Source organism: Variovorax sp. J31P179 (assembly GCF_030316985.1).
Lineage (GTDB): Bacteria > Pseudomonadota > Gammaproteobacteria > Burkholderiales > Burkholderiaceae_C > Variovorax > Variovorax ginsengisoli_B.
Map to the genome: position 1 here is coordinate 42,573 of NZ_JASZYL010000019.1, position 18,518 is coordinate 61,090.

Below are 18,518 nucleotides of genomic sequence, written 5' to 3' on the forward strand. Positions count from 1 at the left end.
ATCATGGATTTCAACGAACAGAAAGCCTTCCTGGGACGCGGCTGGTGGATGCCGGTGAAGCTCGACCACCGCACCGGGCAGGTGGCGGAAGCGGAGTACGAGGAGGACATCCGTCAATCGATCCGGATCATCATCGAGACCGTGCCCGGCGAGCGCGTGATGCGCCCGAACTTCGGCTGCGGCATCCACGAGTTGGTGTTCGCGTCCATGGACAGCGAGACGCTGCAGCGCGTGCGTTCGGTGATCGAAGACGCGCTTCGCCGCTGCGAGGCGCGCATCGAACTCATGGAAGTCAACGTCGATGAGTCGGCTGAACTCACCGACGGCCGGCTCACGATTGAAGTCGACTATCGCATCCGCAAGACCAACCAGGTGGGGAACCTGGTGTTCCCGTTCTATTTCCGCGAGGGAGGCCAGCGGTGACCGATCGCGAAGTCCCCAGGCTCGATGCGCGCCGCGCCGACGACTTTCGCGGCGAGCTTACCGAGCGCGCGCACGCCTGGGTGCGCGACTGGAACATCGACGAGTCGGGCGGCGGCTTCGGTGCCGCGCTGATCGATGTGGCTGCGCGCTTCAGCGCACAGGTGGCGGAGCGGCTGGATCGCGCCGGCGAGAAACTGTCGCTGGGCTTGCTCGACTGGCTGGCGCTGCGCGGCAAGGCGGCGCGTCCGGCGCGGATGCCGGTCGCGTTCAAGCTGGCGGACAACGCCACCGATGCGGTACTTGCACCGCACCCGGTGCGGCTGCAGGCCGATGTCGACGGCGCGAGCGTGGTGTTCGAAACAGAGAGCGATGTGAAGCTGGTGCCGGGCCGGCTCGAGTTACTGGTTGGTGTCGACCCGGTCCATGACAGCTACTTCCTCCCACCGGGCGGTCTGAGCAGTCTGGCCCCGCTGGAGCCTTCGCCCGATCGCTGGACGCTCAAGAACTTCGCCAATGCCGGCGACACGCGCTTGCAGCTAGACCCCGCACTGGGACTCGCGCCTGATGTGCTCATTGAGATGGACGGCAGCCAGTATCTGGTGAAGTCGGTCGAAGGCGATCTGGTGACGATCGAGCCAGGAATCCAATCGACGGCAGGTCTGGCACCCCGTAGCGAAGCCACTCGCGTCACGAGCTTCGATGTGTTCGGCAAGGCTCGCAACTGGCAGACGCATGAGATCTACCTCGGCGACAACGACGCGCTCGATATCGAAGCGCCGGCGACCATTGAGATCACCAACGCGGCTGTCCTCATAGACGCGAAGTTCGAGTACTGGGGCAAGAGCGCGCTGAAGCCCGACGCCGACGCAGATTGGGTGGAAATGGCACTCGCGGACCAGCAACGGCCAGGTTCGGTGGTGCTGACAAAGCCGGCCGGATCGATCGAGTCGAGAAAGATCGGCGACAGCGCCGCGAATCGCTGGATCCGCGCACGGCAAGCCAACATCGATGGCGAGGAGGCATTGCTCGACGTCGAGGAACTCAAACTCATCATCAATCACGACGCAAGCGACAAACCTTGCCCCGACGATGGCACACCGACTGAATCACTGCCCCAGGCTGAAGGATTCACGAACGCGATTCCGCTAGTGCTCACCAGCCTCTTCTACCCGATGGGCCGCGAGCCGAAGCAATTCGACGCGTTCTCGCTCGGATGCGCGGATGCGTTTTCGAAGAAGAGCGCGAAGGTCTCAATCTGCTTTGAGCTCGCCGATCCCTCTGTGAATTCCTTCGGCGTATTGCGTTCCGGCATTCTTGCAAACAGATTCGTTGCCGGAGTCGGCCAGGATTCCGCTCTGCACCTGTATCTCGTGAACGGGGCTTCGGGCACCATCACGAAGTTTCGGGACCGCGATCCCCTGCAACCGCCCAGGCCGCGCGCCAATTCGATGGTCGCCGAGGGCGCGCCCATCGCACTCACGAAGAAGCCGCCCTGGCGGCCGGCGGTGTGGACAGCATCTTCGGCGGGCTTCTTTACGCAGTCCATTTTCACGGGCGTCTCGGCACACGCGACAGTGTGGGTTTGGAAAGAAAGCATTTTTCATCCCGAGAGCAGCGGCTGGATCTCCTTCGGCCCGGTCAATGCGAATGTCGCCACCGACGCGTCGCTGGATGGGCTGGTGCACCTCGTCGCACCGGCGACCCTGTTCGCCCTGCTCAACGGCGCGCTATTCACGCACGGCGCCGACGAAGGCACTCTGAGCACGCCATGGGCGGCAGTGCCATTACGTGAAGGCGGCGCGGCGCTGGTCGGCAAGCTGAGTTCGATAGCACCGGTGTGCTCCAGAGTTGCCGGCGGAGTCTGGAGCGGCAACTCGGCGGACGGGCTGGTGGGAGTGGTGGTCAACGGCGGAAATCGCAACGTCTATTTCATCGCTGCCAACGGCACGTGCCGACGTGTGCCGCACACCAATGGTGCCATCGCCACCACCGTCCCCGTCGCCGGCAAGGTCGACGTGGGGATGGGAGTGACTGCCGTACGCGTGTTCTGGCACGAATCCGATTCGCCTGCCGTTGTTGCCGCAGTCGAAGTGCGATCCGACGGCACCGTCACACCGGCTGCGGCCCCATTGAGGCCGCCAGCGAGCGCACAGCTGGCAAGTGCGGAGATCAAGGGAGAATCGCTCGAGCTCGCACCCGCGACGCTGACCGGCGCCGCCGCAAACGTCACGCTGGTGGTGAGCGCCGCGGCGGCCGACCAAAGCTGGCTGCTGAGCTGGACGCCATTTGACGGCGCCCCCGTGCCAACCTACTCCGAATCCATGGCACCCGAGGACGTCGGGCCGTTTGGAGGCGCACCGGTGGTTCTCGATCGCTTCGTCGTCGTTCCTGGCACGCAGGCGGACGCATGGATCAGTCCCTGGAATCCCGAGTTGCGCATCTCTGATTCGGCGACGCTCGAAATAGGGCTAGTCACGGACAGCCTCTCCCTGCTGAGCCCGAACGATTTCGTCCTGATCGATGCGGGCGCAGCGCCGGTTGAGGCCGCGCGGGTAGGAGGCTACGTTGCAAGTCTCAATGGCAAATTCCTATTCTCGCTTGTGACGTCGAACGGAATCGCAAGATTTGGCGTTTCTGATGATCCGCATCTGCGCGCTTTTCGAAGTGTCGTACCGGGCACGGGACAAAACGGGGAGAAAAAGTCGACGACAGAATTGATCCTGGAGCCAGGTGACAACATCACCGCGACCGGCGACTGGCTGACCGTCGTTGATGGCAACAGCGGCAATCGCGTCTTCTGTCGAGTCACGCGCGACCCGCTTGGGCCGAATCCCGATGTTGCCACGCTCGCACCCAATCCGCATCTGCCCGGTGCGATCAACGATCCGATCGAATACTTCCGCGGCGTCACGTTGGCGGCGCAAATTGCGCCCTACTTTTCGTTGAGCGCTGCGACCACGGCAAAGCTCACTGTGACGGATTTGACCGCTGCGTCGTTCGCCTTCAATGGCCTCGTACCGAACGCGCAGGTCGGCGATCCCTTCAGCATCAGCGCAGGCGGCCATCCCAGCCGAATCGTGCTCAGACACAATTGGATGACTGGACCCACCACGGCAAATCCAGTCAGTTTCCTGCTGGACGCGACAACTGCCGCGTGGACCCGGCAGTTGCGCGAGACCAGTACGAACCCCGAACTCATCTGGGAATACTGGAACGGCACAAGTTGGGCGAAGCTCAAGCTCGACGTCGACGAAACCTCCAATCTCAAGAGCACCGGCCGACTGAAATTCACCGTGCCACCCACGCTGGCATCGACCGAGGTGTCCGGCAAGAGCAATCACTGGATCCGCGCGCGCCTGATCGGCGGGGACTACGGCCGTGAAAAGGTCACGGTAGTGACGGCGACCAATGCGAATGGCTCGACCGAACAGACCGTCAAGCGCGATGCAAGCGGTTTTCATCCTCCGCTCGTGGTTGCCATGCGCATTCGCTACGCGCTGGAAGAAGCGAAGTTTCCAGAGGCGGTGCTCACAGTGGACAGTGGTTCGCTGCGCGACCAGAGCAATGCCAATAGAACTCCGGGGGCAAGCATCGAAGCCTTCGTACCGCTCGCCCTGCTGACGAAGCGCCTGCAAGGACGGGGTGAGTTGCCGCCGGTCAGTTCCGCGTCTGCTGCCATCGCGAGCACCTGCGACTGCACCACCCAGCGGGCACTCGTGCAAACTGCGGTCAAAGGCACCGGCGCCGCCGCGGCCTCCGTCGCGGCCCCGGACGGACCGTCATTGTTGCTGGGCTTCGACGCCAGTCTGGTGGGCGAGTCCATCAACCTGCTGCTGCTTGTCGAGGAGCGCTCGCATGACGATTTCGCACCGCTCGCCGTCCACGCATTGGGGAAAGATCGCTTCGAACCACTCACTGTGCGCGATACGACGCGCGCGCTCGGTGAGAACGGCCTACTGTCGATGTCGTTCCCCGTCAAGCCCAGCCCGCGCGAGTTGTTCGGCCGATCGCTGAGCTGGATTCGCCTGCGTCCTTCGCGCACTTCCGCCAACATCGACTGGAAACCCGTCATTCGCGGCGCTTATCTCAATGCAGCGTGGGCGACCGCCGCCGAGACACTGACGCGCGAGCCGCTCGGCTCATCCGATGGGCGGCCGAAGCTCACCGTGCAAGTCGCGCGGCCGCCCTTGCTCCAGGACACCCTCGAACTGCGGGTCCGGGAGCCGCTCGACGATGAGGAGCGCCAGCAGCTGGTGGACCAGGACGGCGCCAGTGTGAAGTCGAACGAACCCGACCTGAAAGGCGACTGGGTACTGTGGAGACAAGTGCCTGATTCGGACGACGCAGGTCCACGCGAACGCGTCTACTCGCTCGACGAGCAGTCCGGCGAAATCCAGTTCGGCGACGGACTGCACGGCATGATTCCACCCATCGGTCGCGACGCGGTGGTGGCCTTCAGCTATCGGCGCGCCGAACCTGCGGCCGATGGCGGCGAATCAGTGCCGGCCAACAAGGTGACCGCGCGCACCGCGCTGCAACTGATCACGCCTGTGGAGAGCGTCGAGGCGGCATTCGCCGCCGACCGCGCTGCGGGTGGATCACCACCCGAAGCGGATGAGCGCGTGCTGCGCTTCGGCAATGCGCGTTTGCGCCATCGCGAGCGTGCGCTCTCACCGTCCGACTTCGAAGACCTGGCGTTGCAGAGTTCACCCGACATCGCGCAGGCGCGCGCCTTCCGCAGCGCACAGGGCCTCAAGCTGGTGGTGGTCATGCGCGGGCCGCAGCCGGCGCCCCATGCGGCGCAGCGTCGAGAGCTCAAGCGCTTGCTTCAGAGCGCAGCCACCCCCTTGTTGGGCGGCCACGACGCGGTGACGATCGTCGCGCCGCACGTGCGGCGCCTGCGGCTGCGCCTGGCGCTGCGCGTCGCGAGCCTCGACGATGCCGGCCGGCTCGGCGCGGACGCGAAGCAATCGCTGGTGCGACTGTTCGACACCGCGACCGGCGGCGTCTCGGCATCCGGATGGCCGCTCGGCGTTGCGCCGACGGAAGAAGACGTCGCGTTCGCACTCGAGAGTGCCCCGGATCTGGCGGGCATCGACCAGATCGAGATGGTCGAGATCGACGCGCAGGGCAACGAACTGCCGTGGCGCTCGGAATGGCGGGCGGATGAGCTCGTGATGCTGGCCGACGACGCGCTGCGCATCCACTTCGAGCCGCTGGAGTTGCCGATATGAGACGGCTCGCACCCGACTTCTTCAATCGCCGCTTCGACGACCTGCTCGAAGCCGGCCGCTCACGCCTGCCCAGCCTCGCGCCGCGCTGGACCGACTACAACGCGCACGATCCCGGCATCACGCTCATGGAGCTCCTTGCTTGGGTGAGCGAGGCGCAGCTGTATTCCCTGGCGCGCATGCGGCGCGACGAACGCGCCGGCTACGCCGCCTTGCTGGGCGTGCGCGCCACCGGGCCGGCACCCGCCCATGGCAGCCTGTGGCCCCAGCGCAGTGACCCCGATTCACCTTTCGTGGGTTTTCAGCAGGCCATGGTGCTCGAACCGGAGTCGGTGGTGCGCACCACGAACAGCGAAACGCCGGCATTTCATCCCACGCAACGCATCCTCTGGACGCCTGGCCGCGTCGTCGCGCTGCGTACGCGGCTTGCGGACGGACAGCGTGTCGACCAGACGCGCACCAATGAACATGGCGATCGCGCCTTCGAACCGTTTGGTCCGGCCGCCGGGCCTGGCGACGTGCTGCGACTCGAATTCGCCAGCAACGGCGATCGTGGGTTGTTCCCTTCGCGGCGTGAGCTCGCGCAGGGCGCCGCATGGCCCATCGGCGTGCGCGTCGACGCACCGGCTGCAGGCGCCGCCAATGACGCTTCTCCACGGCTCGGCCCCGCCGCGCTCGCGGTTACGCTCCGCGCGGGCACCGAGCGCATCGAACTGCCCGTGATCGAGGACGGCACGCGCGGCTTCATGCAAAGCGGCGTCCTGCTGCTCGACGTCTCGCAGGTGCCAGACTCGCCGGCTGTCTTCAGCGTGGAGATCTCGGCGGTGCGCGGCTTTGCGCGGCCACCGCGCATCCTGCGCATCGAGCCCGGTGTGTTGCCCATCGTTCAAGGTGGCGTGATCAAGAACGAAGCACATGCCGCGCTCGGCCTCCCGTCGCAACGCCTTCGCCTCGCGCAGCCGGGCCTGCGCTTCGGTGCCGGCGTCTCGCCGCTCGCAGTGGTGACCGTCGAACAGGGTGCACGGCACGCATGGCGGCGCGTCGACGACCTGGCGTCGAGCGGACCTGCAGATCGCGACTACCAGCTCGACACCGCCGACGAATCGTTGCTGTTCGGCAATGGCGTCAACGGGTTCCTGCCGCCGTTCGAGAGTCAGATCTTCATCGACTACCCCTACTGTGACGGCGTCGGCGCGAACACCCCGCGCAATCAGCACTGGATGGTGCGCGGCATCGTCGGCGTGTTCGGCGTGAACCCCGAGGCCATTGACGGCGGCAGCGACGCGAACAGCGATTCGGATTTGCGTCGCGAAGCACGCCGGCGGCTGCGCGAGTCGCATGCGCTGGTCACGGCCGGCGACATCGAGGTGGCCGCGCTTGGGCTCGCGGACCTGGAGGTCGCGCGCGCCAAAGTGCCGGCAATCAAGCCGCAGACGGATGCGCAGCGCGAGATCGCGCTGCTCGTGATGCGCGCACGCGCCATGCCCGAAGAGCCTGCGCAGCCTCCCGAGACGGCGCGTTGGCTGGCCGCGGTCCGGAACGCGTTGCTGCCTCGCATGCCGCTCGGGACACGCCTGCTGGTACGCGCACCGGGCTATCGCGCTTTCAGCCTGCATGCCAGCGTCGAGGTGCTGCCGCGCCGCGACCCGGACGAGATCGCGACGGCAGTCACGAACAAGCTGCGCGACGCCTTCACGCTGGTGCCGCGACCCCATCACACGCCGCGCGATTTCGGCGCGCCGGTGAGCGCGCGTGATCTGGCCGCGATGATTCGCGCCGTGCCCGGCGTGCGTCGCATCGTCGCGCTGACGATGTCGGCGGACGGCCAGGATGTGAAGCAATTGCTGCTCAAACGCGTGGAGCTGCCGCGCCTCGACCTTGTCGCGAGCCGCATCGACGCGGTGCGCGCTTCGCCCGGAGGCACACGATGAGTGCCACGTGCGCCGCCGCCTATTCCTTTGTCACTGCCGCGCAATGGGACGCCTGCCTCTTCGCGAGCGCCGATCGGGAATCACGCGCTGCACGCACGGGCTTGAGGCCGCAGGCGCCCTACCAGGGCACGGCGCGCACGCTCGCTTCGGTTGGCGCGTTCGCACCGATGCTCACTCGCGCGGGCGAACTGCTGTGGCGCGATGCCGGCGGGCGGCTGTTGCGCGCACTCCCGAGCGACGCCGCAGCGGAGCAGCGCACCGCACCGCTGGCCATCGCGCAGGCGATGCGCATGGTGGTCACCCAGGACGCGATATGGGTTGCAGGCAGTGCGCCCGGCACCCTGGAGTCTTTCGAGCTCGACACACTCACGCGTCGCCAGGTACTGGACATTCCCGACGCCCGCGTCATCGACCTGGCCGCCGACGAAAGCACCGGCCTGCTGGTCCTGATCGAGCGCCAGCAGCGATGCGAGATTCTGCAGGTCCGCTGTGGCGGCACGCCAACCACGCTGGCACGGATCGACGCGGGTCTCGCGCCCACGCTGATGGCGAATCTACCGGCCCAGCGGCGCATCTTCCTGCTTGACGAGGGCGGCACGCGGCTCGTGGCGTTGGAGCGCGGCGAAGGCACGCCGGCGTGGACACGGCAGCTCGGCGCCTTCAGCCCGTGCTTCGTCGCGAGCGCTCTGTCTTCGGACGGCCGCGGCCGAGTGTTCCTGGTCGGCGTCGACGGGGCGGACTTTGGCTCGGCGCCTCATGCGCTCGCGCTCGATTCAGAAGCCGAGCTCATCGACAGTCTGCCGCTGGCGCAGCCCGGCACCGGCATCGCGGGCGGACACGGTGTGCTCGCCGTGAGCCATGTCGGCGGCGTCGACGTGCACGATCGCGCAACGGTCGCCGGAGATTCCACCGCGGTCGCGGCCGAGCTCGTCACGCCGCTGTTGAGCGCGCCGGACAGCGACGCGGAGATCAAGTGGCAACGCGTCGACGCCTGGGCGACATTGCCCGAGGGCACCACGCTGGAGCTGCGCTACGGCTGGACGGAAGACCCTGAGCTCGCCGAACGCGCGCTCAGAATCACCCGCGACGCGCGCATACCGCCATCGCAACGGCTTGCGTGGCTCAGCGCGTCGCTCGATCACTGGAGCACGCCGGTGTCATTCGCGGGCAGCGCGCGACGCGCCGTTTTCGACAGCCAGGCGCCACCGATGGCTTTCCCGCTGCAGGATGCGCGTGCTGGCGCGTTTTGGGTGCATGTGACACTGCGCGCCACGCCGCGCTCCGCACTGCCCGCGCTCACGCGAATGAGCGTCTCCTACGCCGGGAGCGCGATGCTGCAGCAGCTCCCCGCCATCTATCGCCGTACCGCCGCTCAGCCCGGGGACTTCCTCGGCGCGCTGGTCGGCACGTTGGAGGCTACCTCCCAGGAGCTAGACCGGCGCATCGGCGCGCTCGGCGGTCTTGTGCACCCGGACACCGCGCCGCCGGAATGGCTCGACGAGCTGGCCGAATGGTTGGGCCTGCCCTGGGACGACGCACTCACGCCGACGCAGAAGCGCGCCATCGTGAGCCATGCCGGTGAACTCGCCGCCGAGCGCGGTACCCGCGGCGGACTGGCGCTGCTGCTCCAGAGCCTGTTCCCAGGGCAGCCACCGCGTTTTCGCATCTCCGACCTGGACGTGGACTTCGGATTCGTGACCCTTGGCGGCGGCGCGCGCCGGGGCAGCGCGCTGCCTGCGCTGCTCGCCGGCCTGCCCCGCAGCGCCACGGTGTTGTCTCGCAAGGCCATTCTCGGCACCGCCCGCCTGCCCTGCGCCGGCGCAATGCCCAGTTCCACGCGCGATCTCGCCGGGCGGCTGCGCATCGATCTGTACGTGGACGGTGCCGCGCAGCGCGCATCCCGGCCCTGGCTCACGCGGCTGCTGGATTCAACGCTGCCGGGGAACCTGCGTGTCGAGCTGCGCTGGCACGCTCAGCCGCTCGATGCCGACCCCGAGGGACAGCTTCTCGTGGAGGCGCCGCAACCGCGCCTGGGCAGGGACGCCATTACCGGACACGCGCGGCTGCCCGCCGGGCGTTCGCCAACACTTTGGTCATGAGGTGAGAGATGAGCACTGACAAAACCGACGATGGCTGCTGCGATCAGACTTGCGACTCGGGCCGGCGCAACCGCTTCTATCCGAACAAGCGGACCACGCCCGACACCTGGACGGTCGAACAGGACTTCCAGCAACAGCGGCGCAGGCTGCTCAACCGCGCCATGCATGGCTGGGGGGTGGTGTACGGATTCAAGCTCGACCTGCTCGACGACGACCGATGCAGCGGCGACGGCGGCAAGCGCCTGGTCGCCGATGAAGGATTCGCGCTCGACCCCTGCGGCCGCGAGTTGCTGCAGGTCGGCAAGCTGCCGCTGGAAGTCGCCGATTGCCTAGCGTTCGATGCCAAGGGCCACTACCTGGAGCCACCCAAACAACACAGCGGCAAGCGCGACCCCAACTTTCCGTGGCCATCTCAACCCGGCGAGCAGCACTTTCTTCTGCACGCCCACTACGCCGAGCGCTTGATCGCGCCGGTGGCGGTGCGCGATCCCTGCCAATGCGAGGGCCAGGAGTGGGACCAGGTCTGCGAGACGATCCGCTATTCGCTCACGCCTGTCGACTGCGCGGAATGCTGTCGCCAACAGCGCTGCGAACTCAAGTGTGATTGCAGCCGCGGCCCGTGCTGCCCGGAAGGCGAGCACAAGCCGACGGAGCGCGGCGGCTGCCGTTGCCTGTGCGAGCACCTGCTCCAGCTCGACCCCACGCCAGAGTGCTGCTCGCTGACCACGATCTCGAAGGGCTTGCGGGTCGACCTTCGACATGGCGTGCCACTCGCCTGTCTGAAACTCGGCCGCGACCAATGCGCGGACTGGACCTTCAGCGACATCACCGACGTGTGCGGACCCCGCAGACTGGTGAAACGCAATGATCTGCTGTTCGACCTGATCCGCGGATGCGATCTCACGCACATCTCTTCGATCAGTTGGTCCGACTGGCATCGCAACAAGAACGGAATCGTCGGTCTGGATGAGTTCACGACCAAGTTCGGTGACGGAGGCATGACCGACTTCCGGGTCGAGTTCTCGCGCCCGGTGGATGTCGCGACCATCAAGCCCGACTGCTTCACCATGACCCTGATCGCGCGTGACGACGAGGACGGTTGGGGCCGCACGCTGCGCGTGCCTATCGTGGACGTGGAGACAGACAAGGCCGGATCCACGGGCTATTCGACGAAGGCGCGCATCGTGGTCGATGCGAGTTGGGCGAAAGGCGCCTTCGACAGAAACTCGGTGTTCAGCTCCGGCATCACGCGCTTCGAGATCACGGTACGCGGTGACTACCTGCTCGACTGCAACGGCCAGATGGTCGACGCGAATGCCCGCGGCCTGCAGAGCGCGCCCACCGGCAACGGAACGCCCGGCGACACCTTCTTCTCGACGTTCCTGATCGCCAGGAAAGAGGTCACGGACTCCGAGAACTCCAACATCATCTAGAGGCAGGCCATCATGAACGACACACTCAAACTCGGCGATTGCCAGCGCGGCCTTTCGAGCCTGATTCGCCCGCATTTCACCGAAGGCCTTCTTTTGCAGGACGACGACCTCACCGCCGGCGTGACGTACACGCGGGCGCTGAGCCGGATGATGTTTCGCACGCTGTTCGGCTGCGGGGTGTTGTGCGGCCTCGAAGTGAAGCCGCCGAAGCTCGAATGCGGCAAGCTCAAGATCGACGTGGACAAGGGACTCGCGCTCGACTGCCTGGGCGACCCGGTCGAGTTGCCCAAGTCCGTGACCATCGAGATCGACGTGTGCAAGGTCGCGGTCGGGAACGAGCTGTGGATCGCATTGAAGCAGAAAGAGAAATGCTGCGCACCGCGCACCGCGGTGTGTACGCCCGACGAGGACGACCCGCCGTCGGTCTGCACGCGAGAACGCGACCAGTATGAGCTGTGTGTTTTTTCGAATCGCCCCCCCTGCTCCTGCGGTTGCGCCGCGCTCACCCCTCCTGCCGCGACGGGCGAGTCGACGCCGATTACCAAGAAATCCGGCGCCAAGGCGACCGCTGCACCCGCCACACCCCCCACATCGACCGAGCCAACCAAGGAGACATGGCCGCTTCCGAACACGCCGTGCTTGTGCAACCAGCGCACAGCAACAGGCGCGTGCTATGACAAGCACTATCTGGGTGAATGCCCCTGCGATTGCTGCGAATGCGAGTGGATCGTGTTGGCGAAGGCAAGCACCGATGGCAATATCTGGAAGGTCGACCACAGCGTGCGGCGTTTCGTGCGACCGGTGCTGATGAGCGATCCGCTGTTGCGTGAGGTGAGACAGGGAGCCTGATCACCGTGGCGTTCGCACGCGCACCCCAACTCGCGCCGGCGCTCGCCGACAAAAGACCCGCGCCCTCGCCGACGCGTGCGCCGCGACCTGCCGCGTCCCCCATCAAGCATGCGCCGAGCCTTTCTCTCTCAGCGGGCGCGTTCATCCAGCGCTTCGCCAACGTCTCATCGCCCAACGACCGCGCCGAAGTCGAAGCCCACAGCACCGCTCGCGCCGTGATGCGAATGGGCACGCCCGTGTCCACCGCGCCGGTGAGTGCGCGCTCCACGACGACCATTCACCGCGCCTCGGCGGCCAACTCGCCCGCGCTGAATCCCAAGCCGGCCCAAGCTGTGGCACCGGGCGGCGGAGGTGGCGGCAACCTACCTGCGCCCGTGCGCAAGTTTATGGAACCGCGCTTCGGCGCCGATTTCGGGGGCGTACGCGTGCACACCGGCGAAGCCGCCGCGACCCAGGCGAGGAAGCTGGACGCTGCGGCCTTCACGACGGGCCGCGACATCCACTTCGGCAAGGGCAGGTTCCAGCCGGACACTCCGGCCGGCAAGGAACTCATCGCGCACGAGCTCACGCACACCATCCAGCAAGGGGCGGTCTCTCAGGCACCGAAGTCCGCGACGCCGGCAACACCCGCTGTGCGCGAGCGCCCCGCGGCGACCCGGCATCGCGCCGGCGGCATCCTCGACTGGTTCGCCGACAAGGCCAACAACATCCCGGGCTTCCGCATGTTCTGCATCGTGCTCGGCATGAACCCGATCAATCTGGCAGCCGCCGATCGCAGCGCCGGCAATGTGCTACGCGCGGTCATCGAGTTCATCCCCGGCGGCAAGATGATCGGCGATGCCCTCGAGAGCCACGGCATCTTCGAGAAGATCGGCGGCTGGGTGGATCAGAAGCTGCGTACGCTCAACATGGTGGGCGGCGCGTTCAAGAGCGCGATCAGCAAGTTCATCGACGGTATCTCCGCAACCGACATTCTTTGGGTGCCGGGCTGGGGCGATCTGTGGGAAAGCGCCAGGCGCATCTTCACGGAGCCCATCGAACGCATCAAGACCTTCGTCGCCGACCTAGCCACCGAGATCGTCCAGTTCATTCGCGAAGCGATCCTGCTGCCGCTGGCCGCGCTTGCGGAGGGCACCAAGGGATACGACCTGCTGAAGGCAGTATTGGGCGAAGACCCCGTGACTGGCGAGGCGGTGCCCCGCAATGCGGAGACGCTGATCGGCGGTTTCATGAAACTGATCGGCGAAGAGGAGATCTGGGAGAACATCAAGAAGGCCAATGCCATCCCGCGTTGCTGGGCCTGGTTCCAGGGCGCGATGAACGAGTTGATGGGCTTTGTGCGCGCCATTCCGGGTACCTTCGTCGCTGCCTTCAAGGCGCTGCAGGTTATCGACATGATCCTCGTGCCGCGCGCATTCGCGAAGATCGCGATTGTCTTTGGCAGCTTCGTGCTCGAGTTCCTAGGCTGGGCCGGCAAGGCCGCATGGAAGCTGCTCGAGATTATCTTCGAAGTGCTCGCGCCGGCGGCGGTTCCCTACCTACAGAAAGTCGGCGAATCGTTCAAGCAGATTCTCAAGAATCCGATCGCCTTCGTCGGCAATCTCGTCAGGGCGGGAAAGCTCGGCTTCGAGAAATTCGCGGACAACATCGGCACGCACCTCAAGAAGGCGCTCATCGAGTGGCTCACCGGTTCGCTGCCCGGTGTGTACATCCCGCAGAAACTCGACATCAAGGAAATCCTGAAGTTTGCGCTGTCGGTGCTCGGACTCACCTGGGCGAGTATCCGCGTGAAACTGGTCAAGGCCATTGGAGAGACTGCGGTCAAGGTGCTCGAAGGCGGCTTCGACATCGTGATGGCGCTGGTCACCGAGGGTCCGGCGGCTGCCTGGGACAAGATCAAGGAGCAACTCGCCAATCTGAAGGATATGGTCATCGGCGCCATCACGAACTTCGTGGTCGAAACCATCGTCAAGAAGGCAGTCCTGAAAGTGATCAGCCTCCTGATTCCGGGCGGCGCGTTCATCCAAGCCATCATCAGCATCTACGACACCATCATGGTCTTCATCGACAAGCTCTCGAAGATCATCCAGGTCGCCAAGGCCTTCCTCGACTCGATGATGGACATCGTGGCCGGCAAGATCGACGGTGCGGCGAAGAAGGTGGAAAGCGTGCTGGCCGGACTGCTCACGCTCGCCATCAGCTTCCTCGCCGGTTTCCTCGGGCTCGGCAAGATCGCCGACAAGGTGATGGAGATCATCAAGAAGATCCGAGCACCGATCGACAAGGCGCTGGATTTCCTGATCAACTGGATCGTGAATGCGGGCAAAAAGTTGCTGGGTGGCATCAAGAAGGGTGCCAAGGCTCTTTTGGGCTGGGCCAAGGCAAAGGCTGGGTTCACCGATGACAAGGGCAAGTCGCACTCCATTACTGTGACCGACAAGGGCGGGAAACCTCGCCTGACCATCGAGAGTGCACCGCAACCCGCTCGCGACTTCCTGAACGAGTACGTGAAGCTGAAGGGCCCCGAGTTCGAAAAGAACAACTCCAAGAAGATCGAGAACTGCAAAGCCGCAATGGACGCTGCGCAAGGGATCATCGACGACATCGCAACTCAAACCGCGGCGGGCAAGACAGAAGAACAGCTCTCGGGGCGGTACCAAAACCTATTGGAACGAAACGTGGCGGTTTCGGATGCCTTGCGCCTGCTGATTGGGGACGACCGCGACTTCGGCAAACTGAAGGAGAAGTATTTGCTCGAAGGGCTGGCGGGCACCTACGGCTCGACGCCGAAACCGCCGGGCGACGATTTCACCGCCGACCATCAGCCGCAGGCAGCGATCCTGGAAGCAGCCGCGAAGTTCGACAGCGTCGAGCCCAATGGCAAGATGCTGGAACGTGCCGCCGGACGCGCGCAGAGGGGCTACTCCATCAATCTCCACAAGTCCCGTCACATGGCGGGGCGAACCTACGCAGGTAAAGGCACGAAAACCAAAAACGACTTCCTCGCGGCAGCAGCGAAAGAGGTCAAGAGCAGCGATGCGAAACCCACTCAACGCAAGGCTGTGGTCAGTCTGCTCAAGACCGAGTTGAGGGCCGACGTAGCGGCCATGCGCAGTGTAGCCAGCGATCCCAAACAATTCCCGGACTTGAAAGCGCTCGCGGGCACAGACGCTCAAAAGGAAGAACTGCGAAAGGAAATTGCCAGTCGAATCGCCAACGGTGAAGCCCAAGTCGCTGCTCAAAACCTCGACGAGCTGGCAAACTGACGATCAGTCCGAGAATCTCACCGGCTCCGGCGCATTGTGTGACTGGCCCCCCAGCCACGGCGCGTCGCGCACGTGGCGCATGGCCTGCGCGCGGCGCTGAAATTTCAGCTTGTCGAGCACATGATGAACGTGATGTTTCACGGTCGCCACGCTAAGCACAAGTTCACGCGCGATTTCCTTGTTGGACATGCCTCGGCCGATGAGCGCCAGCACTTCACCTTCGCGACGCGTCAGCGCATCCTGAGCGTCGGGCACGGCGTCGCGCCTCGCCTGGAACAATGCGCGCAGCAGGCCACCCGAGATTTCCGCAGAACAAGTAAGTCGCCCTGCGACGACATCTTCGAGGGCGCCGCACAACGCGTCTGCGCCGGCATCGCGCGATACGTAGCCCACGAACCCGGCGCGTCCGCAACGGATCACCTGCTGGCGCTGCTCGAGCAGGCCGAGCGCAACCAACGGCACGTCCGGCCATTGCATCGCGATCTCGCGGACATCGAGGGCGTCGACCCCTTGCGTCGCGTCGATGAGAACCAGGTCCGGGACGCCCGCGAGAAGTGCCTCCCGCAAGGCTGCGAGGTCACGCACTACAGCAATCAGTTCCAGGTTGGTCCGACCTCGAACGCAGGCGGACAGTCCGTCCCCCAGCAAGCGCACAGGCGTTACCAGCAAGAACTTCATGCACGACCATCCTTCTCCGCAGATCCCAGCCGCGCAAGTTACTCCCTTCAGCTCGGAAAAGCCACCCCAGTGTTGGGGATGGCGATAGCAGACACCCATTTGGTGCCGCTTTTGCGAAGTCCGCGGCCGGGATGGGAGAGCATTTGGATCCTGGGGTGCTACGCCGTGAGCGGATCCGCCGTAAGCCCACGCCCATCGAGTTCCAGCGTACATTGCGGACGCGAGGCCGAGGCTTGGGACTGTCCTGGGTTTGCGCCAGCGCCAGGGTAGTCGCGGCGGAAAACGGCCGTTACGGATTGCATAAGGAAACCATTCGCCAGCATGTTCTGGCAAGGAATCGCTGGACAGAGCTGAAGTCGCGGTTGACCAACTCCGCGACCTCGCCGAGTACGCCGGAACCAACCTGCTTCGTGTCGTGAGCGCAGCGGGGCGCTTTGTGGGGCTGCACGGATGGAAGATGCGTACACCGCCGCACGCGACGTTCAAAGAATCCTAGTTCAACTGAAAAGCAACCCGGATACGATTCGCTCAGCACTCGAGAACTGGGCTCGCTTCGCCGCCATCGACCTGGTCGCGGTTCAGAACAAGGAACTGCAAGCCTATCTCTACGTCCAAAAAGGGCAACTTGAGCAAAAGGCAGCCAGTGCGCAGGGAACGGAATCCTCCGATCTCACGGATAAGGCGAACAGGATCCAAACGTACGCCTCCAGAGCCATCGGCGACCTTGGGCGGTGGAAGCTCGGAGAATTTCCAACTCGGCTCCGCCGTCTGCTAGACGAGGCACCAGACTTGCTTCCTAGCCAACGGGAGGTCTTGGCTGCCGATTTCTACAAGGCAGTTTCCGAACTGCAGTGTCTCGTCGACGACCTCGACTATCACGACCACGACTATTGGCGGGAAATCTCAGAAAAGCGAGGCTAAAGACCTCTAAGTTCCTGTCGGAACTGTGGCTCATGATCGACGCCTGAGGCGAACCGATGTGCTCCGGTTAGCCTCGCTGGAATCGGCGTTCGGTTCGAGGATGGACGTCTTTGGCGGAAGGCCGCTGCTTTTTTTGTGGAGGCATGAGATGCATGAAGAAACCTTGACACGCTCCTGGATTCCTCCAAGCAGCTGCAGCCCCAATCTACATCCAAGCTCGAACAGGTGCAATCTCAAGCCGCCGAAACAAGGGCCGATCCGGACTTTGATCCCGAGCTGGCAACCACCCATCTGGCGTTGGCGTACCAAGGTGGCACTGTCAGGATCCCAGAGGCCGTTGCGGGGCTGCAGGCGCATGCCACCAAGACTGGCGTGAGCATCGAAAAGCAGGTCGGAGAAATCGCCTCGGAGTTCACCGAGTTCATCAACCGGCACTCCATCGCGCTCGTAGAGGAACGCAGCGATTGGCGCAAGGCCTCCGCGTGGGTCAAGGGGCACATTCACCTGCTACGCCATTCCACGTTGGAACAATATGACGTCCAGGCGAAGGCGGCCCGCGAGGCGGCGGAACGTGCATTTGAGTCGGATGTGAAATACAGCCTGCGCGAGGCGCTGCGTCGCGTGGAGCGCGAGATCCGCGATCTCAACGCCATCCTGGACCGCTGTCCACCGTTCACCAACGGCGAGAGGCATCACTTCTCTGCTCGCACGGATGAGCAGCACCGCTCGCTATACAACCTCGTCATGCACCAGCCTGGTGATGGCGAGAGCTCCCCTCTGTTCTCGGACGGCGACGTGCAGAGCAAGCTGGTCCAGTTGATCGAGTCGGCAGAGCTGGGCACGGACAAGGGCAACAATCCGCTGGAAGACTATCGGCTTTTCTACCAGTTCGATCTCGAGATCCGCGTGGACGGCAAGGTGGTTGACCTGTTGAGCAAGCGCATGGGCGTTGCCTCGAACGGCGAACACCGCGTGCCGTTCTATGTGATCGCGGGCGCGGCGCTCGCGACGGCGTACCGGATCAAGCCGGGTGAACATCACCGGGGCGCCGGGGTGATGATCCTCGATGAGGCGTTCTACGGCATCGACGCTCAGAACACCGTCGTGACGGCAGAGTTTCTGAAGTCCCTGGGCCTTCAGCTGGTCATGGCGGGACCGGACTCGGACACCAGCAAGCTCACCGCAGTGCTGGATTCCTACCATGATCTGACGCGCTTCGGTCCTGATGTCTTCGTGGAGCTGATTCGAATCAAGGACAAGGCGCGTGCTCTGATGCAAAGCGACATGCCTGATCGCAACCCCGCTCTGTTCGCGCAGAAAATCGAACAGCTCACGCTGGAGACCGAGATGGAGTTCGGAGGAAGGCCCACTGAGGGTGCGATGGGAACGTCATGAACGACGTTGCGCGCGCGGCGCTGAACCGACTGCTGGTCCTCGCGGAAGGCTCCTGGGGACGTACTCCCGACGTCTCATCCCAGATCACCCTGCGCTTCACGCAGGCGTCCTTCCCTGCCTACTTGACGCTCGGAAGCCACGCCGGGCGGCATGCCTGTCACGTGTATTTGCAGTTGGCTCAGCAACGCGGTGCGCTCACCATCGAATGGGACCCGCGCGCCGGCGAAGGGCGCCAGATTCAGCGGATTCAACTTTTGGGGTAATCGTATTTTCTCGACAAATTGACACGGTC

11 protein-coding genes are annotated in these 18,518 nt (G+C 64.6%); 10 read left to right on the forward strand and 1 reads right to left on the reverse strand.

The features are described 5' to 3' along the window. The first annotated feature begins 3 nt into the window (after positions 1-3). The 7 genes from QTI17_RS31375 to QTI17_RS31405 are packed head-to-tail and all read left to right on the forward strand — an operon-like array spanning position 4 to position 15,232. Entirely contained in the window at positions 4-423 is a 420-nt protein-coding gene (locus QTI17_RS31375) for a GPW/gp25 family protein (RefSeq protein WP_286537785.1), read from the forward strand. After that, a complete protein-coding gene (locus QTI17_RS31380) occupies positions 420-5,657 on the forward strand; it encodes a baseplate J/gp47 family protein (protein ID WP_286537786.1) in 5,238 nt (1,745 codons plus the stop codon). The genes QTI17_RS31375 and QTI17_RS31380 overlap by 4 nt, the downstream gene beginning before the upstream one ends. Then, positions 5,654-7,585 carry a putative baseplate assembly protein gene (locus QTI17_RS31385; protein WP_286537787.1) on the forward strand — a complete coding sequence of 644 codons (1,932 nt, stop codon included), beginning with the start codon at positions 5,654-5,656 and terminating at the stop codon, positions 7,583-7,585. Before QTI17_RS31380 ends, QTI17_RS31385 begins: the two co-directional genes overlap by 4 nt. Beyond that, on the forward strand, positions 7,582-9,684 hold the full coding sequence (locus QTI17_RS31390) for a phage tail protein (RefSeq protein WP_286537788.1): 2,103 nt from the start codon (positions 7,582-7,584) through the stop codon (positions 9,682-9,684). Before QTI17_RS31385 ends, QTI17_RS31390 begins: the two co-directional genes overlap by 4 nt. An 8-nt stretch (positions 9,685-9,692) precedes the next feature. Beyond that, complete coding sequence (locus tag QTI17_RS31395; protein ID WP_286537789.1) at positions 9,693-11,117, forward strand: hypothetical protein; 1,425 nt, start codon at positions 9,693-9,695, stop codon at positions 11,115-11,117. 12 nt (positions 11,118-11,129) lie between these two features. Then, a complete protein-coding gene (locus tag QTI17_RS31400; protein WP_286537790.1) occupies positions 11,130-11,966 on the forward strand; it encodes a hypothetical protein in 837 nt (278 codons plus the stop codon). A 5-nt stretch (positions 11,967-11,971) separates the two neighbouring features. Further along, the gene (locus QTI17_RS31405; RefSeq protein ID WP_286537792.1) at positions 11,972-15,232 is read left to right on the forward strand and encodes an eCIS core domain-containing protein; all 3,261 of its coding nucleotides are present in this window, start codon (positions 11,972-11,974) and stop codon (positions 15,230-15,232) included. A 3-nt stretch (positions 15,233-15,235) separates the two neighbouring features. Here the strand turns inward: QTI17_RS31405 and QTI17_RS31410 are convergent, their stop codons facing one another. Continuing rightward, complete coding sequence (locus tag QTI17_RS31410) at positions 15,236-15,910, reverse strand: LuxR C-terminal-related transcriptional regulator (RefSeq protein ID WP_286537793.1); 675 nt, start codon at positions 15,908-15,910, stop codon at positions 15,236-15,238. Positions 15,911-16,360: 450 nt separating this feature from the next. Here QTI17_RS31410 and QTI17_RS31415 point away from each other — a divergent pair, with 450 nt between their 5' ends. The 3 genes from QTI17_RS31415 to QTI17_RS31425 all read left to right on the forward strand — a co-directional run bounded on the left by QTI17_RS31415 (position 16,361) and on the right by QTI17_RS31425 (position 18,489). Then, on the forward strand, positions 16,361-16,831 hold the full coding sequence (locus QTI17_RS31415) for a hypothetical protein (protein WP_286537794.1): 471 nt from the start codon (positions 16,361-16,363) through the stop codon (positions 16,829-16,831). Positions 16,832-17,056: 225 nt separating this feature from the next. Next, positions 17,057-18,226 (forward strand): SbcC/MukB-like Walker B domain-containing protein, encoded by a 1,170-nt coding sequence (locus tag QTI17_RS31420; RefSeq protein WP_286537795.1) that lies wholly within the window; start codon positions 17,057-17,059, stop codon positions 18,224-18,226. Continuing rightward, entirely contained in the window at positions 18,223-18,489 is a 267-nt protein-coding gene (locus QTI17_RS31425; RefSeq protein ID WP_286537796.1) for a hypothetical protein, read from the forward strand. The genes QTI17_RS31420 and QTI17_RS31425 overlap by 4 nt, the downstream gene beginning before the upstream one ends. The last annotated feature ends 29 nt before the right edge of the window (positions 18,490-18,518 follow it).